Here is a 23,356-nt window from a genome sequence, read left to right as displayed (position 1 = left end):
GGTGACCACGCCTTGATGCCCCAGCATGGTCTGCACGCGAGAGACCGCATGATGCAGGCGCTCGTCGGTACCGGAGCCGAAGAGGCCGGGCTGATGGTGGGCGGCATCGTCGACCGCGGCGGGGACGATGCGCACCGCGACGATGCCTCCGAAAGCCCTCGCCTCGTCGATCGGGTCCTTCGCGGATTGCGCAGCCAGAGCCTCCAGCTGCCAGCGCACTCTGTCGACCAGGTCGGAGGCGTCGAAGCAGGTGGGGTGCAACCAGGAGCGTGAGAACACCACGCCGTTGTCGTCGGTCAGATCGATCCGCACCTCCGTGCAGACGACCGAGGCGTCACCGAGGGCGACCATGACCGCGTCCGCTGTCTGCCGCACCGCGAAGGCGACCTGGTCTGCGCCGCCCAGCGGGGAGTCGAACTCGATGGCCCGCACCAGCTCGGGATCAGGGGCGCGCGGTGTCAGCGGACGGGAGTCGGCGCCGGCGGCCAGTGCGTGCAGACGCGCACCGTGCTCGCCGAAGCGGTCGCGAACGTCGATCGGGGCGAGCGCGGTGAAGTCGCCGAGGGTGCGCACACCGAGCCGGATGAGGAGGCCGACGATCTGCTCGTCGCGCAGCACCTGCACGGGGTACGGCGCCAGGAAGTCCCGTGCCCCTCCCGGGGGACGACCGTGCAGGGAGAGGAACCGCGTGCGGCGATCTCGGCCGTGAAAGGGCCGTCGGCGACGCCGATGCGCACTTCGGGGAAGCCGGCTTCGGCGAGGACGGCAGCGAGAGCGTCGGCGGCCTCCGCTTCTCCACCGTGATAGCGGGAGATGCCCCTGGCGCGGAGGATGGCGAGCCCCGGCCGCAGCAGCGTGACCCCTGGCGCGTGCTTCTCGATGAGGTGCAGCACGGGCAGGAAGGCACGTTCATCGCGGTCGGCGTCGTGGGGAGCACCCGCAGCGACGAGAGGTGTCCCTGCGCGACCCGGCGACGTTGACCCGTGCGCACACCGTGCTCTCTGGCGGAGGCGGTGCAGGCGACGATGGTGTTCGCCTGGACGAGCGCGGTGGGCGGATGCGGGGGTGCGCTGCCGAGAGCGGCTCGCAGGGGCCAGTCGGGGAACCACAGGACGAGGACGCGGATCGGACTGTTCATCCGGCTTCCGCCCAGCGCAGGAGTTCTGGTGGTGCGGGCTCGCCGGGAACGGCGGCCTCGGGGAGAGCGGGGGCAGGGCGGTGAGCTCCGCCGCCACGGTTTCGACGGCGCCGTGGCCCCCGGCAGCTGGACGCGCACGCTCGAGGGGTGAGGGCTGTGCCGTGTCTGCGCGGTCACCGTCACCGTGCACTCGGAGAGCAGGCCCCACCCGGCGCCGAGACCGTGCCAGTGGGGATCGTGCAGACGGATGGTCCCCTCGCTCTGCGGCCAGCGCCCGGTGCCGGGGATTCGGCGATCAGCAGGGTGCATCCGCGGTCGCGCAGCCGGGCGCTCAGCCGGGAGACGTCGGCGTCCCGCGCCCTGGTGGCAGGGTGCACGGCGATCAGCGGCACGACCTCGGCCAGCGCGGAGGTCGCGGCGAGCCAGCGCTCTCCGGGGTCGGGAACCAGGATCAGGCGGGCCAGATCGATGCCGAACGCGGCCGCCGCTTCGACGCCGAGCGTCGGCATGCCGATCACGGCGCACCACAGGCCCTTCTGCGATGCCGCGCCGAGCAGGGCGAGCACGAGACTCGGAGAGGGGGAGACGGTGTAGGAGGTACCGGTCTGCAGTCCTTCTTCCGGGAGCAGGGCGGAGAAGGCGGGGTCGAGGGGGAGGAGGGTCTGATCGCTGCGCCGCCGCTGCATCCGGCTGATCTCTCGGCGCAGTCGCAGCACCTCTCCCGCGCGGGAGTCGCCCGCCGGAGAGAGCGAGGTGAGTGCGTCGAGCCCGATCACCCTGCATCCTTTCTCGAAGATATATTCTAATATACCAACTCGTGTGAACGACGATAGTTCGTACATCGGACATCGCGCCACGTTGTCCACAGGGGGTCGGAGGGCGCATCGCGGATCTCCTACTCTGCGGGGATGGAGATCCGGTCCGTCCTCGTCGTGCTCGCCCACATGGCGTTGATCGGCATCGGGGCATGGCTGATCGTGATCGACGCCCGCACGCATCGTCTGCCGAACCGGATCGTGCTGCCGACGCTCGCCTCGCTGCTCGCGCTCATCGGACTCGATGCCCTCGCAGGAGGGCAGAGCGGGTCGTGCGTCCGCGCGCTTCTCGGCATGCTGATCCTCGGTGGCTTCTACGCACTGCTGCGGGGGATCCGCAGTTCCGGGATGGGCGGCGGAGACGTGAAGCTCGCTGCCGTCATCGGTCTCGTGCTGGCCTGGCACGGGTGGCCGTCGCTCGCGATCGGTGCGGCCTCGGCCTTCGTGCTGGGTGCGCTCTATGCGCTGGTGCTCCTCCTGCTGCGTCGAGCGGAGCGGACCACTCGCATCGCCTTCGGACCGTGGATGATCGTCGGGGCGCTTCTCGGCGTCGTCCTCGGCTGAATCCGCCTGTCTCGCACCGATACCGCGACGACGGCGCTACCCTGAAGCACATGGCACTCGCACGGCTTCACGGCGGCCCGCTGGACGGGCAGATCATCCCCCTCGGCGATGCGGACGACAAGCTGATCGTCCCCTACAGCGAGACGCAGGTGGTGTACAACCGCCGCGGCGAACCGCAGAACACCGGCGCGGACGACGGCCCCACCGAGGTCGACTACTGGTTCGAAGAGTCTCTCGAGGACCTCACGCTCGACGATGACTGAGCCGTCCCGTACTGTCGAGGTCGAGCGCAAGTACGACGTCGACATCGAGACGCCTCTGCCGATCTGGAACGCGATCCCCGGGGTCGATGCCGTCACCGCCGGAGAGATCCGCGTTCTCGACGCCCGGTACTTCGACACCGACGACGGATCCCTGGCGCGCGCCGGCGTGGCTCTGCGTCGGCGCACGGGCGGTCCGGACGAGGGCTGGCACGTGAAGGGGCCTCGTCAGGGCGACGGCAGGCTCGAACTCGGCTGGCCGCTCGGCGAGGGAGACGCCCTTCCGCCCGCGGTCGCCGAGACGGTGTCCGCCTGGACCACCGCGCCCCTCACTCCGCTCGCCCGTATCGAGAACGACCGCACCGCCTACCTGCTCACGAGCGGTGACGGCGTGGTGGCCGAGTTCGTCGACGATCGGGTCCGCGCCACCGATCTCCGCCGGGGAGTGCGCCGCGAGTGGCGGGAATGGGAGATGGAGCTCGGTCCTGCCGCGCCCGCCGACGACGCGGGGCGCGCGGCCTTCTTCGACGCGGTCGAGCAGGCCGTGCTGGCTGCCGGCGGCCGTGAATCGGCATCCGGGTCGAAGCTCGCCCGCGCCCTCGGCTTCTAACCGGAGACCCGGTCGCGCGCAACCCCTTCCCCGGCATGGCGGGGAGTGCTTGAGTGACTGCATGAGCCGACCGCCTGTGCTTCGATCGCTGCAGACGATCGTCCCCGACACCGTCCTCGTGCAGGAGCAGGTGCGCGACGTCTTCGCGCAGCAGCCCGACCTCGGGAGGTTGGCGCAGCGCATCGTCACCACCTCGTTCAACGTCTCGGGCATCGATACGCGGCACACCGTGATCGACGAGCTGTCCCTGGACTCCGAGGTACCAGACCCCGTCTTCTTCGACCGTGGGTCGGGGCTGCTGCTGGCCCCGGGCACCAAGGCGCGCAACGAGCTCTACACCCGAGAGGCGACCAGGCTCTTCGTCGACGTCGCTCGGCGTGCCATCGATGCCGATCCCGCGATCGGTCCCGAGGATGTGACCCACGTCATCACGGTCTCGTGCACGGGGTTCCATGCTCCGGGCCCGGAGTACGAGATCGTGCGTGCCCTCGGTCTGTCCGACGCGGTGCAGCGCTTCCATCTCGGCTTCATGGGCTGCTACGCCTCCATGCCGGCGCTGCGAGCGGCCCGTCAGTTCTGCCTGGCCGACGAGAACGCCGTGGTCCTGGTGGTGAGCGTCGAACTGTGCACCCTGCATCTGCGCTCCTCCGAGGACCCGGACACGATCGTCGCCTCCTCGCTGTTCGCCGACGGGGCCGCCGCCGGAATCGTCACGGCACGCGACCTGCCCTCCTCGACGCCCGCTCTCCGATTGGATCGATTCCACACGGCGATCGCGCCGGAGGGCGAGAAGGACATGGCGTGGACGATCGGCGACAGCGGATTCGAGATGATCCTCTCGACCGCGGTTCCGCAGATCATCGGCGAGACGATCATCGGCGCACTCCGGCCGCTGTACGCCGCCGAGGACGGGCTCGCGGCGGCCTTCGAGGCCGGAACCGTGGGGGCCGCCGTGCAGCACTGGGCCATCCACCCCGGCGGCCGCAGCATCCTCGACAGGGTGCAGGAGCGGATGCATCTGACCGACACCCAGCTGCACCCGGCGAGGGAGGTCCTGCGCGAGAACGGGAACATGTCGAGCGCGACGGTGCTGTTCGTGCTGAAGCGGATCCTCGAGGTCGAAGGCGCCGGCGCAGGGGAGAGGGTCTCCGCGATGGCGTTCGGGCCTGGACTGACGGCGGAGAGCGCTGCTGATGACGGTCGTCGCGCCCACCGGGTCATGAGTCCAGCCCTCACGGCGCGGGACGCCGGGGCCCGCGAACTCATGGATGATCCCGACGCCGACGCCCGGAAGCTCGCGAGGACGTACGGACGCTTCGGACTCGTGAACGCACTGGTGTCCCGTCCAGGCACGCTCTATCGGCGCGACATCCGTCCGCGGGCCGCACGAGCCGGGAGGCTGCGGATCCTGGACGTCGGTGCGGGCGGGGAGACCTCTGCCGGATGCTGGCGTGGCGGTTGCGTGGCGACAGACTCGACGCCGAGATCACCGCACTCGACGCGGACGAGCGCGCGATCCGATGGGCGTCGGCGCATGATCGCGGCGCCGGCGTGCGCTACCGCCGTGCTCTCACGACCGATCTGGTCGCGGCCGGTGACACCTACGACATCGTGGTGTCCAATCACGTGCTCCACCACCTCGACGACGCCGAGCTCCACACGGTGCTCAGCGATTCCCTGCGACTCACGGCCCCCGACGGGCTGGTCTCGCACAACGACATCGCCCGGAGTGTGACGGCTCGAGCGCTCTTCGCCGCCGTGACCTGGCCGATCTCGCGCACCCTCCTCGCCGACTCCTTCATCCGCGAAGACGGCCTCATCAGCATCCGACGCTCCTACACCGTCGCCGAGCTCGCATCGATCGTGCCGGCCGGATGGACAGTGCGCGCAGGCGTGCCGGCGCGACTGGAGCTCCGATGGGAGGGAGGTCGTGCCGGAGCATGACGTGGTGATCGTGGGCGCGGGCCCGGTCGGTCTCCTGCTGGCGTGCCTGCTGCTCCAGGAGGGGCTGCGGGTGGCCGTCTGCGAACGTCGTGCGGAGGCGGACGACCGTACCAGGGCGATCGGGATCCATCGGCCGGGGTTGGACGCCCTGGATGCCGCGGGCGTCGGGGCAGCCGTTCGAGCGGAGGCTCTGCCTCTCCGCGGCGGCGAGGTGCGCAGCCGACGTCGGACGCTGGCGACTTTGACCTTCGCGCCGGACCGCGAGGTCCTGATCCTTCCCCAGCCTCGGACGGATGCCCTGCTCCGCGCACGTCTGCGGGTTCTTTCGGCTGCCGCGCTGGTCACCGGGTGCTCCGTGACCTCGGTCCACGAGTCCGTCGACGAGGTGCGGGTCGCGATGGAGACCCCGACGGGCTCCGCGAGCTGACGTGCTCCGTCGTCGTGGTCGCCGATGGGGTGCGGAGTCGTCTGCGTGGCGATCTCGGCATCGGGTGGCGTCGTCGTGCGGGGCATGCTTCGTACGCGATGCTCGACGTCGCCGAGGCGATGCCGGGTGACCGCGCCGTCCTGCACTGCGAGCCGGAAGGCCTCGTCGAGTCCTTCCCGCTTCCGGGCGGGCGTCGCCGATGGGTCGTGCGCGAGGGAGCGGAAGATCTTCGGACCGCCGCCGGTCTCCGCGCGGCGATCGCGCAGCGCACGGGGACCGTGCTCGAGGTGGACGAGGGAGCGGAGCCGGCCTCCTTCGTCGCCGCGCAGCATCGCGCGACGCGAGTGCACCGGGGGCGGGTGGTCCTCGTGGGCGATGCGGCACACGAGGTCAGCCCGATCGGCGGACAGGGGATGAACCTCGGGTGGGTGGACGCCGTGCGCCTCGCCGCGGAGCTCGCACGCGCGCTGTCGTCACGAGCTCCCGACCTGTCGGGGTTCGATCGCCAGGTGCGCAGGTCGGCGGCGAAGGCCCAGCGTCGCTCGGCTTTCTACATGTCGATGGGGGCCCCGGCATCGGCTCCGGTCGTGCGGGGAAGGGAGCTGCTCATGCGCACGCTCGGGGCGGCGCCGCTGCGTGGATGGACCGCCGGGCTCCTCACGATGCGCGGTCTCTGACGAGCGAAGGCCCGGTCCGCGAGGTGCGGGACCGGGCCTTCGAGAAGACGGCGGCTCAGAAGTTGATCATGTGGCCGGCGAGGCCGTGGAAGCCCTCCTGCAGTGCCTCCGACAGCGTCGGGTGCGTGTGCACGTTGCGCGCCAGCTCGAGTGCCGTGAGATCCCACTTCTGGGCGAGCGTCAGCTCCGGGAGCAGCTCCGACACGTCCGGGCCGATCATGTGGGCGCCGATGAGCTCGAGGTGCTCGGCGTCGGCGATCAGCTTGACGAAGCCGACGGGCTCGCCCAGACCGTGCGCCTTGCCGTTGGCCATGAACGGGAAGGTCGCAACCTTGATCTCGCGCCCCTCGTCCTTGGCCTGCTGCTCGGTGAGTCCGAACGAGGCGACCTGCGGCGAGCAGAAGGTGGCACGCGGCATCATCCGGTAGTCGCCGAGGGTCTGGGTCTCCGCGCCACCGATCGTCTCGGCTGCGACGACGCCCTGCGCCTCCGCCACGTGGGCGAGCTGCAGCTTGGCGGTCACGTCGCCGATCGCGTAGATGCCCTCGACGTTGGTGCGCATGTGGTCGTCGATGTCGATCGCGCCGCGCTCGGTGAGCTTGACGCCGGTGCTCTCGAGTCCGAAGCCCTCGATGTTCGGGGCGAAGCCGACCGACATGAGCACCTTGTCGGCCTCGATCGACGACTGCTGACCGTCCTTGCCGGTGTAGGACACGGTGACGGAGGAGCCGTTGTCGACGACCGACTCGACCTTGGTCGAGGTGAGGATGTCGACGCCGTAGTTCTTGTACTGCTTGGTGATCTCCTTCGACACGTCGGCGTCCTCGTTGGGGAGCGCGCGGTCGAGGAACTCGATGATGGTGACCTTCACGCCGTAGTTCGTCATCACGTAGGCGAACTCCATGCCGATGGCGCCCGCGCCGACGATGACGATCGACTTGGGGAGCTCGCGGGAAAGGATCTGCTCCTCGTACGTCACCACGTTGTCGCTGAGCTGCACGCCGGGAAGCAGACGGACCTTGGAACCGGTCGCGATGATGGCGTTGTCGAACGTGACCTCTTCGGTCGTGCCGTCGGCCTTGGCGACCGAGATCGCCTTCGGGCCGGTGAAGGTGCCGCGGCCGTCGTACTCGGTCACCTTGTTCTTCTTCATGAGGAAGTGGATGCCCTTGACGCGGCCGTCGGCGACCACGCGGCTGCGGTCGAACGCCTTGCCGTAGTCGATCGTGAACTCGCCGGAGATACCGAAGAAGTCCGCCTTGTGGTTCAGGGTGTGCGCGAGCTCCGCGTTCTTCAGGAGTGCCTTGGAGGGGATGCAGCCGACGTTGAGGCACACACCACCCCAGTACTTCTCCTCGATGATCGCGGTGGACAGGCCGAGCTGCGCGCTGCGAACCGCAGCGACGTATCCGCCAGGACCTGCACCAAGGATGACGACGTCGTAGTGTGGCATGCCTTAAGCCTATCGCTCCGATGGGGTGTCGGAATCGGTCGCGGATCGGCCGCCGCGACCGCGCAGCGCGAGCCAGGTCCCCGCTCCCGCCGCGACCAGGACACCGAGGATCGACACGATCCAGATCCACGCGGAGCCGCCGTCCGCGTCCTCGGGATCGGGCGCCGTGGTGGCGGTCGGCGCGGTGCTCGGCTCGGTGGTCGCGGACTGCTCCGGCGTCGGTGCCGCGCTGGTCGGCGCGGCGGTCGGAGAGGCTGTGCCGCTGTCGCCGACCGTGACGGTGAAGGAGTACTCGCCGGAGGTGGGGTGTCCGTCGCTGGAGACGACCTTCCAGATCACGTGGTACTCCCCGGCCGGTCCCTTCGCGGTGAGCGGTTGCGTGACGATCGCGCCCTCGACGGTCGCGGCGCCGTCGGCGACCGAGGTGCCGTCAGGGGCGGTCACCACGACCTCGGTCGCTCCCTCGCCCTCGATGAGCTTCGCGCTGAAGGTGAGCGTCAGGTCGGTCGGCACGGTCTCGATCACCTCGTCGGCGGAGGGCGATGACGACACCAGGGCGTCGTGCGCGGACGCCGGCAGCGGCGACAGGAGCACGAAGAACGCGGCGAGGAGTGTCGCGGCGAGAGCGATCGGGGCGGCCGGGTGGCGCAGAGCTTTGGTCTTCACGACTCCAGCCTATGAATACCCGGTATGTGACGGCTGAGTGTGAAAGCGGCCTCCCGCGACCGGCTCGGCATCCGTTAGTCTGGACAATCAGGAGGGCACAGTGACAGACAGCGACAGCCGACCGGCCGGAGAAGCCGCGATCCACCGTTCCGGTGAGCAGAAACACGACGTGACGCAGACGTTCGGACACGATTCGGACCTGTCTTTCGTGCCGTTCGGGGTGGAACTCACCGATGTCGAGCAGTCGGCGATCAACGCCCTGCCGGCGGGATCGGCGCTGCTGCTCGTCCGTTCAGGAGCCCTCGCCGGTGCGCGTTACCTCCTCGACACCGACGTCACCACGGTCGGACGACACCCCGAGGCCGACATCTTCTTCGACGACGTGACCGTCTCGCGTCGGCACGCCGAGATCACCCGCACCGGGTCGACCTTCGAGATCATCGATCAGCGCTCGCTCAACGGCACGTACGTCAACGGCGAACGTGTCGACCGCAGCGTGCTGGTCGACGGCTCGGAACTGCGTGTCGGAAAGTTCCGTCTGAACTTCTTCGCCTCTCCTCGCGATCGCGCGGCGGCGAACGACTGATGGCGGCTACTCCCGCCCGCGAACGTTCCGCGTCCGCGGGCTTGCTGAGTATCGGCCAGGTCCTTGCTCGGCTCACCCCGGAGTTCCCCGATCTGACCTCCAGCAAGCTGCGTTTCCTCGAGGTGCAGGGCATCGTCAGCCCGTCTCGCACGGAGTCCGGCTATCGCAAGTTCTCTGCGGCCGACATCGAGCGGCTGCGTCTCGGCCTGACCCTGCAGCGGGATCACTATCTGCCGTTGAGCGTCATCCGTGAACAACTCGATGAGGCCGCCGCGGGCGGGGAGGCTGCCGCTCTCGCGCCGCCGCCGTCGATCGCTCCTGCCGTTCGCCGTTACCGCCGCGACGAACTGCTCGCCGCGGCCGGCGCCGGACCGCAACTGCTCAACGACGCCATCAGTACGGGTGTCATCACCGCGCAGGAGACATATCCGGAGGCGACGGTGAAGCTGCTGCGGGGCCTGGTCGCGCTCGACAGGCACGGCATCGAGCCGCGGCACCTCCGTTCACTGCGCCAGGGAGCGGGCGGGAGGTCGCGCTGATCGAGTCAGCGATGTCGGCGTTGCTGCGTCGCACGGATGCCGCGTCCCGGGCGAAGGCGAGCGAACTCGGCCCCGAGCTGGCGTCGCGCATCGACGAGGTGCGCGCTCTCTTCGTCAAGGACGCGCTCTCCCGAGTGCTTTCGTAACGAACTGATTGCGACACACCTTCGCGGTCGCGCGGATGTCGTTGCCGGTGCCACGGCACTGCTCTACCGTGGAAGATAACCGTTCCAGGGAGGATTTCAGATGAATGCGGATGAGCTCGCAGGCGACCCGCGGTTCGTGCCCGAACTCCTCTTCACGGATGGTCTCCCGGCCATGGATGACGAGGTCGGCTACCGCGGCGCTGTCGCGGCGCGAGCCGCCGGCATCACCTACCGCCAACTGGACTACTGGGCGCGCACCGAACTGGTCGAGCCCACCGTCCGCGGCGCCAACGGCTCCGGATCGCAGCGTCTCTACGGCTTCCGCGACATCCTCGTCCTGAAGCTCGTGAAGAGCCTCCTCGACACCGGTATCTCCCTGCAGCAGATCCGCACCGCCGTGGAAGAGTTGCGTCGCGCCGGTATCCGTGACCTCGCCGGCACGACTCTGATGAGCGACGGGGCATCCGTGTACCTCTGCACCTCGAACGATGAGGTGATCGACCTGGTCAGCCGTGGTCAGGGCGTCTTCGGCATCGCCGTCGGCAAGGTCCTCCGCGAAGTGGAGTCGACGCTCGTCGCCTTCGACGCGACCGCTCCCGACCCCGTCGACGAGCTCTCCGCTCGTCGCGCCAAGCGCTCCGCCTGACCGGGACCACAGACGCAGAACGGCCATCCTCATCGAGGATGGCCGTTCCTTTCGCGCGACGTGGCGGTCAGCTCTGCGGACCGGACTCCGGAACCGGGATCCGGCCGGTGCGGATGATGCGGTCGAGCAGCGAGTCGAAGTCGGCCGCGAGCTCCTGAGCGGAATCGCCGGGCCAGATGTGCAGCGGCTTCGCGGCCCCCTGGGCCTGCTGCAGCGAGGTGCGCTCGGGGAGCTGCGGCGAGAGGACGAGCGGGCCGAACATGTCGCGGAGTTCCTTGATGCGGAACTGGTGCTCGATGGATTGCGGCCGCACGCGGTTCACCACGATGCCGAGCGGCTGGAGTCGGGGCGAGAGACCGCGGCGGATCTCCTCGATGGCGCGGAGGGCACGGTCGGCGGCTGCGACCGAGAAGAGTCCGGGTTCGGTGACGACCATCACGCGATCGCTCGCAGCCCACGCAGTGCGGGTGAGTGCATTCAGCGAAGGGGCGCAGTCGACGAGGACCAGGTCGTAGTCGGCCTCGACCGAGGCGAGCGCTTCCTCGAGCTTCCACACGTCGCGGACGCTGGGATGCGGGCCGTCGAAGTTGATCGCCGACGGGCTGCCGATGAGCACGTCGATCGTTCCGGGGTGCACCTTGGCCCAGCCGCTGGACGTGATGGCCTGACGGACCACCTTCTCCTTCGGGTTCGCCAGGACGTCGGCGATGTTGAGTCGTCCGGCCACCTGGATATCCATCCCGGTGGAGACGTCGGACTGCGGGTCGAGGTCGACGACGAGAGTCCGGACGCCTCGGGCGAAAGCCGCTGAGGCCAGCCCGAGTGTCACGGTCGTCTTGCCGACGCCCCCCTTGAGAGAGCTGACGCTGAGTACGTGCACGGACACCACGTTACCTTCCCCTAGGCTGGGGGAACACTCAGCCCCGCCCCATGCGCATCGAAAACGCTGCGCATCGAGCTCCCAGAGGTGTGCATGTTCCAGAAGATCCTTGTGGCGAACCGCGGCGAGATCGCGATCCGCGCATTCCGTGCCGCAGTCGAAGTGGGGGCGCGGACCGTCGCGGTGTTCCCGCACGAAGACCGCGGATCGGTGCATCGGCTCAAGGCCGATGAGGCCTACGAGATCGGCGAGCGCGGTCATCCCGTCCGTGCCTACCTGAACGTCGACGAGATCATCCGCGTCGCGCTCGAGTCGGGTGCCGACGCGATCTACCCCGGATACGGGTTCCTCTCGGAGAATCCCGAGCTGGCGGAGAAGGCGGCGGCCAACGGAATCGTCTTCATCGGCCCCCCATCGAATGTTCTCGAGATGGCGGGGAACAAGGTCGAGGCGAAGCGGCATGCGGTCGAGGCGGGCGTCCCCGTGCTCCGGTCCACCGAGGCGTCGAGCGACGTCGATGCGCTCGTCGCACAGGCGAAGGAGATCGGCTTCCCTCTGTTCGCCAAGGCCGTCGCCGGTGGTGGCGGTCGCGGTATGCGGCGCGTCGAGACCTTCGGTGAGCTCGCACCCGCTTTGGCCGAGGCCATGAGGGAGGCGGAGAGCGCTTTCGGCGATCCGCGGATGTTCCTCGAGCAGGCGGTCGTGCGCCCTCGGCACATCGAGGTGCAGATCCTCGCCGACAAGACCGGCGAGACCGTGCACCTGTTCGAGCGCGACTGCTCGGTGCAGCGGCGTCACCAGAAGGTGGTCGAGATCGCCCCCGCGCCGAATCTCGACGACAGCGTCCGCACCGCTCTGCACGGTTACGCGGTGGCCTTCGCTCGATCGATCGGGTACGAGAACGCCGGCACGGTCGAGTTCCTGCTCGAGACGGCGGGGGAGCGCACCGGTGAAGTCGTCTTCATCGAGATGAACCCGCGCATCCAGGTCGAGCACACGGTCACCGAAGAGGTCACCGACGTCGATCTGGTGCAGAGCCAGATGCGGATCGCAGCGGGCCAGACCCTCGCCGATCTGGGGCTGCAGCAGGATGATCTGCACCTGCGCGGAGCCGCGCTGCAGTGCCGGATCACCACGGAGGATCCGACGCAGGGGTTCCGGCCGGACACCGGCAAGATCACCACCTACCGTTCCCCCGGAGGTGCGGGTATCCGCCTCGACGGCGGGACGGTGCATCAGGGTGCGCAGATCAGTCCGCATTTCGACTCCATGCTCGCGAAGCTGACGTGCCGTGGTCGCGATTTCCCGGCGGCCGTCGCACGCGCGCGCAGGGCGCTGGCCGAGTTCCGCATCCGCGGAGTGTCCACCAACATCCCGTTCCTGCAGGCTCTCCTCGAGGATGACGCGTTCATCGCCGGGGACGTGAGCACCTCCTTCATCGATGAGCGTCCCGAACTCCTGCGCGGCCGGGTCTCGAAAGACCGGGGGACGAAGTTCCTGAACTGGCTCGTCGACGTCACCGTCAACAAGCCGCACGGGGCCCACCCCGGCCTGGCGGATCCCGCCTCGAAGCTCCCGTCGGTCGATCTCGGCACCGTGCCGCTGCCCGGCTCACGGCAGCGACTCCTCGAATTGGGCCCCGAAGGCTTCGCTCGCAGCCTCAGGGAGCAGACGGCCCTCGCCATCACGGACACGACGTTCCGCGACGCCCACCAATCGCTCCTGGCGACACGGGTGCGCACGAAGGATCTCGTCGCGGCGGCCCCGTACCTCGCGCGCCTGACGCCCGGACTCCTCTCGGTCGAGGCGTGGGGCGGGGCGACCTACGACGTCGCGCTGCGCTTCCTCGGCGAAGACCCGTGGGAGCGTCTCGACAAGTTGCGCGCCGCACTGCCGAACGTGGCGATCCAGATGCTGCTGCGCGGGCGCAACACGGTCGGCTACACCCCCTACCCGACCGCCGTCACCGAGGCTTTCGTCGCCGAGGCGGCTGCGAGCGGCGTCGACATCTTCCGGATCTTCGACGCGCTGAACGACGTGGAGCAGATGCGCCCTGCGATCCAGGCTGTCCGCGACACGGGGACAGCGGTCGCGGAGGTCGCGCTCTGCTACACCGGAGATCTGCTCGATCCTGCGGAAGACCTCTACACGCTCGACTACTACCTGAACCTCGCGGATCAGATCGTCGAGGCCGGCGCGCACATCATCGCGATCAAGGACATGGCAGGCCTTCTCCGCCCCGCAGCCGCCGCGACGCTGGTCGCGGCCCTGCGTGAGCGATTCGACCTCCCGGTGCACCTGCACACCCATGACACGCCGGGCGGACAGCTGGCGACGCTCCTTGCGGCGAGTGCGGTCGGCGTCGACGCGGTGGATGCCGCTTCCGCACCGCTCTCGGGGACCACGAGTCAGCCGTCGCTGTCGTCCCTCGTCGCAGCACTCGCGCACACGGACCGGGACAGCGGCATCGCGCTCGACGCCGTCTCCGACCTCGAGCCCTACTGGGAGGCGGTGCGACGGCAGTACGCCCCCTTCGAGTCCGGGCTTCCGGGACCCACAGGGCGCGTCTACCACCACGAGATCCCCGGCGGTCAGCTGTCGAACCTGCGGCAGCAGGCGAAGGCGCTCGGACTCGCGGACGACTTCGAGCTCATCGAAGACATGTACGCAGCCGCCGACCGGATCCTCGGGCGCGTGCCGAAGGTCACGCCATCGTCGAAGGTCGTCGGCGACCTCGCTCTCCACCTCGCGGCGGTGCGGGCCGATCCGGCCGACTTCGAGGCGAACCCGGAGAAGTACGATGTTCCGGACTCGGTCGTCGGGTTCATGGCGGGTGAGCTCGGAGACCTTCCGGGCGGGTGGCCAGAGCCCTTCCGGAGCAAGGTGCTCGCTGGGCGCTCCGTCCGGGTGGGTCTCACCGAGATCACCGCCGAGGACGAGGCGGCACTCGCCGGCACCAGCGCCGAACGACGGACGCGGCTCAACACGCTCCTGTTCCCGGGCCCGAGCGCCGAATTCGCGGAGCGGCGTGAGCTGTTCGGCGACCTCTCCGTGCTCGACACCAACGACTACCTCTACGGTCTGGTCGCAGGCCAGGAGCACCTGATCGAGATCGATCGCGGCGTTCAGCTCTACGTCGGACTCGAGGCGATCGGCGATGCCGACGACAAGGGCATGCGCACCGTGATGACCACGCTCAACGGGCAGCTGCGGCCCGTCTTCGTGCGGGACAGGTCGGTCGTCGTCGATGCGCACGAGGCCGAGAAGGCGGACACATCGGTCCCCGGTCAGGTGGCGGCTCCGTTCTCCGGCGTGGTCACGCTCAAGGCCGAGGTGGGAGCGGCTGTCCGCGCAGGCGAACCCGTCGCCTCCATCGAGGCGATGAAGATGGAGGCCGCCATCACGGCTCCCGTCGACGGTGTCGTCGAACGTCATGCGATCGCCGAGACCCAGCAGGTGGATGCCGGAGATCTTTTGGTCGTGATCCGTCCCGCGCACTAACCTTGTGCGGGCGAGGCCTGCGCACGACGTGCGCACCCGAGGCTCGCACAGGCTTGGAGCGACATCGTGACACCGAAGAACACCATCGACCCCGACGACAACCCGCTGGGGGTGCTCGACGAAGCCGCGTCTCTCGACACGGCAGGAATAGGCATCCTCGGCGGGACCGCCCAGGTCAGCGTGACGCTGCCGATGGACGACGACGATGACCTCGCCGACGACGGCGTCGTCGAGGGCGAGGTCGTCGGCGATCTCGTCATCGACCCCCGGGCGTCGTCGAACCGACGAAGAAGTCCGCGCCGTCGGCGACGGTCCTCTCATCGGCCGCGCCGATCCGGCAGAAGTCGGTCGAGGGAGAGGCCCACGCAGTCGAGGAGCCGGAGACGACACCGTCCTCAGCGGGAGAGAACCCCGACGCGACCGTCATCGACGATGTCGCACTCGATGATGTCGCTCTCGACGAATCCGTGAGCGACGAATCCGAGACAGACGAGACGATCGTCGATGCGACGGTGATCGAGGAGCCGGCATCCGTCGAGACGCCGATCGTAGGCGCGTCGTCGGAGAAGGTCGTCGATGCCGAGGTGGTCGACGACCCGGAACCGCCCACTGTCGGCGACGACATCGAGAAGTCCGAAGAAGCGGAGGCTGCTGCACGCTTCCTCGCCAGGGCGAACGCCGATGTCGAGTCGACGCCCGCCGCGCGCGCGCACGCGCGCACCCCTCGAGAAGGAGAACCGGCCCGTGTCCACTCCCGACAAGACGACGTCCGCCGTGTCCCCCTCCGCTCGCGTCGCGGCGCGTACGGACGTGACGCTCACCTCCAAGCGCCTGGATGATCTCGGGGAGTCCTCGAGGGAATCGGCCGATCTGCTCACCGCCGATCGTCTGCTCGCCCCGAATCGGCTCGCCAAGCCCGAACCGGAGGGTACGTGGAGCCACTTCCTGTACGCGGTGTCCGGTCGACGGATCAACATCGGAGACGGTCGGCGCGCGCGCGAGCGCAAGGCGCTCTCGGCGAGGATCGCCGCCCCACTCGCCGGCGGGGCGCGTTTCGTCCCTGTGCTGTCCCGCAAGGGCGGCGTCGGCAAGACGACGATCACCGCTCTGCTCGGCATGGCGCTCGCCGACGCGCGTGAGGATCGAGTGATCGCCGTCGACGCCAATCCCGATCGAGGCACGCTCGCCGAGCGCATCGTCCGCCCGCACCACAGCAAGTCGGTGCGCGACCTCGTGCGCATCCACGACGATGTCAAGGGATACCACGACATCTCCGCGATCGTCGCGCGGGATGCGACCCGTCTCGATGTGCTCGCCTCTGACGCGGACCCGCGCATCGCCGAAGCCTTCAGCGACAGCGACTACCGTGACGTCGCCGGCGTCGCCGCGCACTACTACTCGCTCGTCCTGACCGACACCGGCACCGGCATCGTGCATTCCGTGATGTCGGCCACCCTCGATCTCGCAGACCAGATCGTCATCGTCTCCGGCCTCAGCGTCGACGAGGCGCGGCTGGCATCCGAGACGCTCACGTGGCTCGAGACCAACGGGTATGCGGAGCAGGCGCGCGAGGCCATCGTCGTGCTGAACCAGTCGACTCCGGGGCGCCGCTCGTGCGTCTGAACGAGTTGCAGGCGCACTTCGCCACTCGTGCGCGCAGCGTCGTCCGTGTTCCCTACGATCCGCAGATCGCGGGCGGTGGGACGATCGTGTTCGCGAGTCTGCTGCCCGAGACCCGTATCGCGGCGCGTGAGCTCGCTGCGCTGCTGGTCGAAGGCCTGCGGGCCAAGGCCGCCTGATGGCGGTGCGTGAGATCCGCATCTTCGGCGACCCGGTTCTGCGCACGGTGTGTGCGCCGATCGAAGAGATCGACGAGGGCGTGCGTGCGCTGGTGGCAGACCTCGTCGACACCGTCGAGCTGCCGGGTCGAGCCGGGGTGGCGGCTCCGCAGATCGGTGTCGCGCTGCGTGCGTTCAGCTACAACATCGACGGAGACATCGGCTACGTGCTCAACCCGGTGCTGACCGAGGTGCGCGGAGAACCAGAGCCGACGGGCGAGGGGTGTCTGTCCGTTCCAGGGCTCTGGCATGACGCGCAACGTCACCCCTGGGCCCGAGTCGAGGGCATCGACCTCGACGGCAACGCCGTGGTGCTCGAAGGCGAGGGCCTGCTCGCTCAGGCTCTGCAGCACGAGACCGATCACCTCGACGGCACGCTGTTCCTGGCCCGGCTCGATCCGGAGACCCGCAAGGTCGCCATGCGCGAGGTGCGGGAGAGCTCCTGGTTCTGAACGCCCGCGCACGAAGGACGCAGGAGGAAGGGCCCCGCTCGCGCGGGGCCCTTCCTCATGCTCGGAGTGGTCAGCCGCCGATGGCGACGTTCGTCGTGGCGACGGGCTCGTCGTAGATCGCGGCGATCTCGTCGGCGAAGTCGTTCATGATGATGTTGCGCTTGATCGACAGCTTCGGCGTCAGGTGCCCCGAGGCCTCGGTCCACTCGGAGTCGAGGATCGTGAACTTGCGGATCGACTCCGCACGGGAGACGTGCGCATTCGCGGTGTCAACCGCGCGCTGCACCTCGGCGCGCACCGCGGCGTTCTTCGAGGCGTCGACGAGGGACATCTTGGCGTCGAGGCCGTTGTTCGCGAGCCAGGTCGGCAGCATCTCCGGGTCGAGCGTGACGAGGGCCGAGATGAACGGTCGCTGGTCTCCGACCACGACGACCTGACCGATGATCGGGTTGGCGCGGATCGGGTCCTCGAGCGCGGCCGGGGCGACGTTCTTGCCGCCGGCGGTGACGATGATCTCCTTCTTGCGGCCGGTGATCGTGAGGAACCCCTCGGAGTCGAAGCTTCCGATGTCGCCGGTGTGGAACCAGCCACCCTCGCTGAAGGCTTCGGCTGTGGCTTCGGGGTTGTTCCAGTACTCCTTGAACACGTTGATCCCGCGGACCTCGATCTCGCCGTCATCGGCGAGACGGACGCCGACGCCGGGGAGCGCGGGGCCGACCGTGCCGATCTTCGACTTGTCCGCCAGGTTCACGGTGGCGGGCGCGGTCGTCTCGGTGAGGCCGTAGCCTTCGAGGATGACCACGCCGAGGCTGTGGAAGAAGTGACCGAGACGGGAGCCCAGGGGAGCGGAGCCCGAGACGGCGTACACGACGTTGCCGCCCATCGCCTCCCGGAGCTTGCTGTAGACGAGCTTGTTGAACAGGGCGAACTTCAGCTTCGTCCCGAACGGGATCTTCTTGCCCTGCTCGAGGAGCTTGGAGTGCTCGATGGCGACGTCTGCGGCGGCGCGGAAGATCTTGCCCTTACCGCCTGCTTCGGCCTTCTGCTCCGCCGAGTTGTAGACCTTCTCGAACACGCGGGGGACCGCGAGCAGGAAGGTCGGCTTGAACGATCCGAGTGCCGGCAGGAGCTGACGGGTGTCCGGCTGGTGCCCGGTACGCACGCCGGCGTGGATGTCCAGGATGGAGATGAACCGGGCGAACACGTGCGCCGTCGTGATGAAGAGAAGCGTGGAGGCGCCGGGCGTCTGGACGACCGCGTCGAGAGCCTTCGCGGAATTGCGGGAGAGCTCGACGAAGTTGCTGTGGGTCAGTACGCAGCCCTTCGGGCGGCCGGTCGAGCCCGAGGTGTAGATGAGGGTCGCGATGTCGGACCCGACGGCGAGGGAGCGACGCCGCTGGATCTCGTCGTCGGACACGGACGCGCCCTGGGCGGTGAGGGTGTCGATCGCGCCGAGGTGCAATTGCCACACCTCGCGGATGAGGGGGAGGTCTCCGCGCACCTCGTCGACCCTGGCGAAGTGCTCAGGAGACTCCACGATCAGCGCGATCGCCCCGGAGTCTTCGAGGATCCACTGGATCTGCGACGGGGAGCTGGTCTCGTAGATCGGCACCATCACCGCGCCGGCGTAGAAGAGGGCGAAGTCGACGAGCGTCCACTCGTAGGTCGTGCGGGCGAGGAAGCCCACCTTCTCTCCCGGCTGGATGCCTGCGGCGGCGAAGCCCTTCGCGAGCGCGATCACGGCCGTCTGGAAGTCGGCGGCGGAGATGTCGCGCCAGCCGTCTCCTTCGGGCACGGAGAACAGCGCGCGATCCGGCGTGGCTTCCACGCGCTTGACGAGAAGGTCGGCGACGTTCGCGTCGGGATCGGCGGGGACGATCGCGGGGACTTCAAACTGGACCACGGCAGCTCCTTCGGTACCGGTCGGGCGGGGGTGCGATTTCGAGTCTAGGGCATGGAACCCGGTCGCGCCGGGGGTGAGACTGGGTCGCTCGTATGCGAGTGGCGACGGATGCACCGAGGCGCACGACGGCGGCGGCGCTAGACTTCACCTCGATGTTCTACTGGCTGATGAAGTACGTGGTGATCGGGCCCGTGGTCAAGGCGGTCTTCCGCCCGTGGATCGTGGGGCGCAAGAACGTGCCCGCGAGTGGCGCGGCGATCCTCGCGAGCAATCACCTGTCGTTCGCCGACTCGATCTTCCTGCCGCTGGTGATCGACCGTTCCATGTCGTTCCTGGCGAAGAGCGACTACTTCACCGGCCGAGGTGTCAAGGGCTGGGCGACGAAGTTCTTCATGAAGGCCACGGGCCAGATCCCGATCGATCGCTCCGGCGGCAAGGCGTCCGAAGCCTCTCTCAATACCGGGCTCCAGGTGCTCGGCGGCGGCGACCTGCTGGGCATCTACCCCGAGGGCACCCGGAGCCCCGACGGCAAGCTCTATCGCGGCCGCACCGGCATCGCCCGGATGGCCCTCGAGGCGAAGGTCCCGGTCATCCCCGTGATCATGGTCGACACCGACACGGCGATGCCGATCGGTCAGCGACTGCCCCGCATCGTCCGCGTCGGCATCGTGATCGGAGAGCCGCTCGACTTCTCCCGGTACGCGGGGATGGAGAACGACCGCTACATCCTGCGATCGGTCACCGATGAGATCATGGTCGCTCTGCAGCGTCTCGGCGAGCAGACCTACGAGGACGTCTACGCCTCCACTGTGAAAGACCGCCTCCCCGCCCGCGTCACATAGCCTCGCACGCGCGTCTGCGCGGTTCTCGCGACCACTAGGCTGGAACGCATGCTCCCGCACCACATCGACGCCCTTGATGCATGGCGCTCGCTTCCCATCAAGCAGCAGCCGCAGTGGCCAGACGCGGACCGCGTCGCCGACGTCTCCCGTCAGATCGCGGCCCTGCCGCCGCTCGTGTTCGCCGGTGAGGTCGACAACCTCCGCGACCGCCTCGCGCGCGCCGCCTCAGGCCAGGCCTTCCTCCTCCAGGGTGGCGACTGCGCCGAGACGTTCGCCGGTGCGACCGCCGAGCAGATCCGCAACCGCATCAAGACGGTGCTGCAGATGGCCGTGGTGCTGACGTACGGCGCCTCGATGCCGATCGTCAAGATGGGACGCATGGCCGGGCAGTTCGCCAAGCCGCGTTCGAGCGACACCGAGACCCGCGGCGAGGTGACGCTGCCGGCCTACCGAGGCGACATCGTCAACGGCTACGACTTCACCGAAGGGTCCCGCACAGCGGACCCCGGCCGGCTGCTCCAGGGGTACCACACGGCCGCGTCGACGCTGAACCTGATCCGCGCGTTCACGCAGGGTGGGTTCGCCGACCTCCGCGAGGTGCACTCCTGGAACAAGGGCTTCGCACAGAACCCGGCCAACCAGCGCTACGAGCGCATGGCGGCCGAGATCGACCGCGCCATCAAGTTCATGGAGGCCGCGGGAGCCGACTTCGACGAACTCAAGCGCGTCGAGTTCTTCACGGGCCACGAGGGCCTGCTCATGGACTACGAGCGTCCGATGACGCGTATCGATTCGCGCACGGACACGCCGTACAACACTTCGGCGCACTTCCTGTGGATCGGGGAGCGCACCCGTGAGCTCGACGGCGCGCACGTCGACTACTTCTCCAAGATCCGCAACCCGATCGGCGTCAAGCTCGGACCGACGACCACTCCGGAGACGGCGCTCGAGCTCATCGACAAGCTCGATCCGGAGCGCGAACCCGGCCGTCTCACGTTCATCACCCGCATGGGAGCCGGCAAGATCCGCGACGCCCTGCCGCCGCTGCTCGAGGCCGTCCGCGACTCAGGTGCGCAGCCGCTGTGGGTCACGGACCCGATGCACGGCAACGGCATCACCACGCCGACCGGTTACAAGACACGGCGGTTCGACGACGTCGTCGACGAGGTGCGCGGATTCTTCGAGGCGCACCGCGCCGTTGGCACGTTCCCCGGCGGCATCCACGTCGAACTCACCGGTGACGACGTCACCGAGTGCCTCGGCGGCTCCGAGCAGATCGACGAGGCCGCCCTCGCGACCCGGTACGAGAGTCTGTGCGACCCGCGTCTGAACCACATGCAGTCGCTCGAACTCGCCTTCCTCGTCGCCGAGGAGCTCGAGAAGCGCTGAGACACCCAGAGACACACGAAGAGGGGCCGGAACAACTGTTCCGGCCCCTCTTCGTGTGTCCGCCGTCAGCCGGAGAAGCTCATCGTCAGGGTGATGGTGGTGCCCTTGCGCTGGGCATCGGTCGGGCTGTAGGACTCGACCTTCGTGTTCTCGTTGGCGAAGAGGTCCCACACCGAGTCCGGGAGGCCTGTGCCGCTGGTATACGCCCATTTGAATCCGGCATCGTTCAGGGCGCCGGTCGCCTCGTCGCGGGTCATGCCCGAGACGTCGGGCACGTCGAACAACGGCGGTCCCTGCGAGACGATGAGCTGGACGGTCTCGCCGGGTCGCCAGGCCCCGGCCTCGGATCGGTCGGCGATCCCGATGACGCGATCTTTCCCGATGCTGTCGCTGGTCTGGTAGAGGTTCTCCGGATTGACCTTGAGTCGCTTGCCGGTGAGGGCGTCCGTCGCCTGGGCGACGCTGAGGTCGCTGACATCGGGCACCGGCCCGAGGGACACCTGGATCGTCGCGGTGTCCTGCTCGTGCACCGTGCACCCCTCGGCGCACGCGAACGCGTCCCCGCCGTCGCGCGGGGTGACCCGCACGTTGATGACCTTGCCGGCGTCGAGGTCGCCGAAGTACTCCTCGTCGTCGGTGATCTGGAGGTTGGCGGCTTCGAGGGATGCTCGCACGTCTTCGACGGCGACACCGGCGACCGCACTGATGTCGTGTGCGGCGGGCCCGGACGACACGATGACCGTCACGGTCGTCCCCTTGTCGAGTCGGGTGCCTTCTCCCGGGTCGGTCTCGATCACCGAACCGGCTTCGACGTCGACCGACGACTCGTCCTTCTGTGTCGGGACGAAGCCGGCATCCACGAGCACGGCTGCGGCCTCGTCGTACGTGGAACCGGAGACGCCGGGCACCGCGACGAGGGAGCCGGGGCCGGAGCCGAACCACCAGCCGACGCCGCCGGCGAGCATGGCCAGCAGCAGGACGAGAGTGAGGAGGAACGCTCCGCGCGCGCGGCGTTTCGCCGCGCGTCGACGGAGAAGCGTGGCGTTGTCGAGCGCGGCAGGCGCCGGAGCAGCAGGGTCGGCGATCACCATGGTGCCTGGCATGACCTTGGTGAGGTCGCCGGAGTCGGACGAGCTGTGCTGCGGGGCGGTGGCCCTGGCAGCGACAGGGGCGATCCCCAGGTCGCGTTCGATCTCGCGCAGCCGATCGAGCATCTGCTGCGCGTCGTCCGGACGTTCGTCGGGTGACTTCTCGGTGGCCCACAGCACGAGCTCGTCGAGTTGTTCGGGGACTGCGGGGTTGCGCACGCTCGGGCGTGGCACCGACTCCGTGGCGTGCTGGAAGGCGATCTGCATCGGCTGCTCGCCCTTGTACGGCTGCTCGCCGACGAGCATCTCGTAGAGCATGATGCCGAGCGCGTAGATGTCGCTGCGGGCATCGGCCGTGCCACGGGTCACGAGCTCGGGGGCGAGATAGGCGATGGTGCCCAGCAGCTGCTGTCCGGTCGCCGTGTTCGCTGTGGTGGCGCGCGCGAGTCCGAAGTCGCCGATCTTGATGCGTCCGTCTTCGGCGAGGAGCACGTTCTCGGGCTTGACGTCACGATGCACGATTCCGGCCCTGTGGGCAGCGGACAGCCCCGCGAGGATGGCGTCCATGATCGTGATGGTCTGCGGGATGGTCAGTCGCTTCTGCTCGCGCAGCAGTTCCCGCAGCGTGATGCCGGGCAGGTACTCCATGACGAGGTAGGCGAGTTCGCCGTCCTGCCCCTGATCGAACACGTTCACGACGTGGGGATCGGCGAGGCGGGCTGCCGCGCGGGCCTCTTGGATGAAGCGGCTCTGGAACGCGGAGTCGTCGCTGAGATGCGCGTGCATCACTTTGAGGGCGATGCGTCGTTCGAGGCGGAGGTCGGTGGCGACGTAGACCGTGGCCATTCCGCCGCGGGCGATACGTGCGCGCACGCGGTAGCGGCCGTCGACAAGCCGCCCGATGAGGGGGTCGGCCTGCTGATTGGTCGTCACGTCAGAATTCTATGGAGAACTGCCTGAAAGACAGGGGAGCGGCTCACCCCTCGCTCCGG

The 23,356-nt window shown here is 68.6% G+C and carries 22 protein-coding genes and 4 pseudogenes; 19 read left to right on the top strand and 7 right to left on the bottom strand.

Annotated features, from left to right (window positions below; genetic code table 11):
- The first annotated feature begins 48 nt into the window (after positions 1-48).
- Positions 49-273: a hypothetical protein gene (locus G4G29_RS22145; RefSeq protein WP_244632662.1), complete on the top strand. Its 225-nt coding sequence runs from the start codon at positions 49-51 to the stop codon at positions 271-273.
- A 185-nt stretch (positions 274-458) separates the two neighbouring features.
- Here the strand turns inward: G4G29_RS22145 and G4G29_RS22140 are convergent, their stop codons facing one another.
- Together G4G29_RS22140 and G4G29_RS12275 are read right to left on the bottom strand one after the other, a co-directional pair.
- On the bottom strand, positions 459-893 hold the full coding sequence (locus G4G29_RS22140) for a hypothetical protein (protein ID WP_244632661.1): 435 nt from the start codon (positions 891-893) through the stop codon (positions 459-461).
- Between the two features lie 424 nt (positions 894-1,317).
- Entirely contained in the window at positions 1,318-1,914 is a 597-nt protein-coding gene (locus G4G29_RS12275) for a hypothetical protein (protein WP_183150319.1), read from the bottom strand.
- A 132-nt stretch (positions 1,915-2,046) separates the two neighbouring features.
- On the opposite strand from G4G29_RS12275, the gene G4G29_RS12270 reads away from it, so the two are divergent.
- From G4G29_RS12270 to G4G29_RS12240, 7 genes and pseudogenes are all read left to right on the top strand, one after another.
- Complete coding sequence (locus G4G29_RS12270; RefSeq protein WP_183150318.1) at positions 2,047-2,517, top strand: A24 family peptidase; 471 nt, start codon at positions 2,047-2,049, stop codon at positions 2,515-2,517.
- Positions 2,518-2,567: 50 nt separating this feature from the next.
- Positions 2,568-2,780, top strand: coding sequence for a response regulator (locus tag G4G29_RS12265; RefSeq protein ID WP_183150317.1), 213 nt, complete (start codon positions 2,568-2,570; stop codon positions 2,778-2,780).
- A complete protein-coding gene (locus G4G29_RS12260) occupies positions 2,773-3,387 on the top strand; it encodes a CYTH domain-containing protein (protein ID WP_183150316.1) in 615 nt (204 codons plus the stop codon). Before G4G29_RS12265 ends, G4G29_RS12260 begins: the two co-directional genes overlap by 8 nt.
- Positions 3,388-3,448: 61 nt before the next feature.
- Positions 3,449-4,610: pseudogene (locus G4G29_RS12255) on the top strand (type III polyketide synthase).
- A 220-nt stretch (positions 4,611-4,830) separates the two neighbouring features.
- A pseudogene (locus tag G4G29_RS22135) lies at positions 4,831-5,106 on the top strand (methyltransferase domain-containing protein); the annotation flags it as partial.
- Between the two features lie 12 nt (positions 5,107-5,118).
- Positions 5,119-5,331: a hypothetical protein gene (locus tag G4G29_RS22130; protein WP_244632660.1), complete on the top strand. Its 213-nt coding sequence runs from the start codon at positions 5,119-5,121 to the stop codon at positions 5,329-5,331.
- Positions 5,318-6,435 (top strand): annotated as a pseudogene (locus G4G29_RS12240) (NAD(P)/FAD-dependent oxidoreductase). Before G4G29_RS22130 ends, G4G29_RS12240 begins: the two are co-directional and overlap by 14 nt.
- A gap of 55 nt (positions 6,436-6,490) precedes the next feature.
- On the opposite strand, the gene lpdA reads toward G4G29_RS12240, so the two are convergent.
- Together lpdA and G4G29_RS12230 are read right to left on the bottom strand one after the other, a co-directional pair.
- Positions 6,491-7,888 carry a dihydrolipoyl dehydrogenase gene (gene lpdA / locus G4G29_RS12235; protein ID WP_183150313.1) on the bottom strand — a complete coding sequence of 466 codons (1,398 nt, stop codon included), beginning with the start codon at positions 7,886-7,888 and terminating at the stop codon, positions 6,491-6,493.
- Positions 7,889-7,897: 9 nt separating this feature from the next.
- Positions 7,898-8,554, bottom strand: coding sequence for a copper resistance CopC family protein (locus tag G4G29_RS12230; protein WP_183150312.1), 657 nt, complete (start codon positions 8,552-8,554; stop codon positions 7,898-7,900).
- 100 nt (positions 8,555-8,654) lie between these two features.
- On the opposite strand from G4G29_RS12230, the gene G4G29_RS12225 reads away from it, so the two are divergent.
- The 3 genes and pseudogenes from G4G29_RS12225 to G4G29_RS12215 all read left to right on the top strand — a co-directional run bounded on the left by G4G29_RS12225 (position 8,655) and on the right by G4G29_RS12215 (position 10,471).
- Entirely contained in the window at positions 8,655-9,140 is a 486-nt protein-coding gene (locus G4G29_RS12225; protein ID WP_183150311.1) for an FHA domain-containing protein, read from the top strand.
- Positions 9,140-9,825 (top strand): annotated as a pseudogene (locus G4G29_RS12220) (MerR family transcriptional regulator). Before G4G29_RS12225 ends, G4G29_RS12220 begins: the two are co-directional and overlap by 1 nt.
- Positions 9,826-9,925: 100 nt before the next feature.
- Positions 9,926-10,471, top strand: coding sequence for a MerR family transcriptional regulator (locus G4G29_RS12215; RefSeq protein WP_183150310.1), 546 nt, complete (start codon positions 9,926-9,928; stop codon positions 10,469-10,471).
- Positions 10,472-10,538: 67 nt separating this feature from the next.
- On the opposite strand, the gene G4G29_RS12210 is transcribed toward G4G29_RS12215, so the two are convergent.
- On the bottom strand, positions 10,539-11,351 hold the full coding sequence (locus G4G29_RS12210) for a ParA family protein (protein ID WP_026049812.1): 813 nt from the start codon (positions 11,349-11,351) through the stop codon (positions 10,539-10,541).
- Positions 11,352-11,444: 93 nt separating this feature from the next.
- On the opposite strand from G4G29_RS12210, the gene G4G29_RS12205 reads away from it, so the two are divergent.
- The 6 genes from G4G29_RS12205 (at position 11,445) to def (ending at position 17,142) form a co-directional block, all read left to right on the top strand.
- Positions 11,445-14,852 (top strand): pyruvate carboxylase, encoded by a 3,408-nt coding sequence (locus tag G4G29_RS12205; RefSeq protein WP_183150309.1) that lies wholly within the window; start codon positions 11,445-11,447, stop codon positions 14,850-14,852.
- A gap of 66 nt (positions 14,853-14,918) precedes the next feature.
- Complete coding sequence (locus tag G4G29_RS12200; RefSeq protein ID WP_183150308.1) at positions 14,919-15,323, top strand: hypothetical protein; 405 nt, start codon at positions 14,919-14,921, stop codon at positions 15,321-15,323.
- Complete coding sequence (locus tag G4G29_RS12195) at positions 15,320-15,691, top strand: hypothetical protein (protein WP_183150307.1); 372 nt, start codon at positions 15,320-15,322, stop codon at positions 15,689-15,691. The genes G4G29_RS12200 and G4G29_RS12195 overlap by 4 nt, the downstream gene beginning before the upstream one ends.
- The gene (locus G4G29_RS12190) at positions 15,663-16,475 is read left to right on the top strand and encodes a MinD/ParA family protein (RefSeq protein ID WP_244631976.1); all 813 of its coding nucleotides are present in this window, start codon (positions 15,663-15,665) and stop codon (positions 16,473-16,475) included. The genes G4G29_RS12195 and G4G29_RS12190 overlap by 29 nt, the downstream gene beginning before the upstream one ends.
- Positions 16,466-16,651, top strand: a complete 186-nt coding sequence (locus tag G4G29_RS22125) for a hypothetical protein (protein WP_244631974.1) — start codon at positions 16,466-16,468, stop codon at positions 16,649-16,651. The genes G4G29_RS12190 and G4G29_RS22125 overlap by 10 nt, the downstream gene beginning before the upstream one ends.
- The gene (def, locus tag G4G29_RS12185; protein WP_183150306.1) at positions 16,651-17,142 is read left to right on the top strand and encodes a peptide deformylase; all 492 of its coding nucleotides are present in this window, start codon (positions 16,651-16,653) and stop codon (positions 17,140-17,142) included. Before G4G29_RS22125 ends, def begins: the two co-directional genes overlap by 1 nt.
- 70 nt (positions 17,143-17,212) lie before the next feature.
- Here def and G4G29_RS12180 read toward each other — a convergent pair whose 3' ends face one another.
- Positions 17,213-19,045 (bottom strand): AMP-dependent synthetase/ligase, encoded by a 1,833-nt coding sequence (locus G4G29_RS12180; protein WP_183150305.1) that lies wholly within the window; start codon positions 19,043-19,045, stop codon positions 17,213-17,215.
- Between the two features lie 152 nt (positions 19,046-19,197).
- Here G4G29_RS12180 and G4G29_RS12175 point away from each other — a divergent pair, with 152 nt between their 5' ends.
- Entirely contained in the window at positions 19,198-19,887 is a 690-nt protein-coding gene (locus G4G29_RS12175) for a lysophospholipid acyltransferase family protein (protein ID WP_183152827.1), read from the top strand.
- 48 nt (positions 19,888-19,935) lie between these two features.
- Positions 19,936-21,276 (top strand): 3-deoxy-7-phosphoheptulonate synthase class II, encoded by a 1,341-nt coding sequence (locus G4G29_RS12170; protein ID WP_183150304.1) that lies wholly within the window; start codon positions 19,936-19,938, stop codon positions 21,274-21,276.
- A 65-nt stretch (positions 21,277-21,341) separates the two neighbouring features.
- Here G4G29_RS12170 and pknB read toward each other — a convergent pair whose 3' ends face one another.
- A complete protein-coding gene (pknB, locus tag G4G29_RS12165) occupies positions 21,342-23,297 on the bottom strand; it encodes a Stk1 family PASTA domain-containing Ser/Thr kinase (protein ID WP_183150303.1) in 1,956 nt (651 codons plus the stop codon).
- Between the last annotated feature and the right edge of the window lie 59 nt (positions 23,298-23,356).

It is taken from the genome of Microbacterium sp. Se63.02b (assembly GCF_014171575.1).
Lineage (GTDB): Bacteria > Actinomycetota > Actinomycetes > Actinomycetales > Microbacteriaceae > Microbacterium.
Note: the sequence above shows the minus strand (reverse complement) of the source record. Positions and strands in the feature narration are given on the sequence as shown.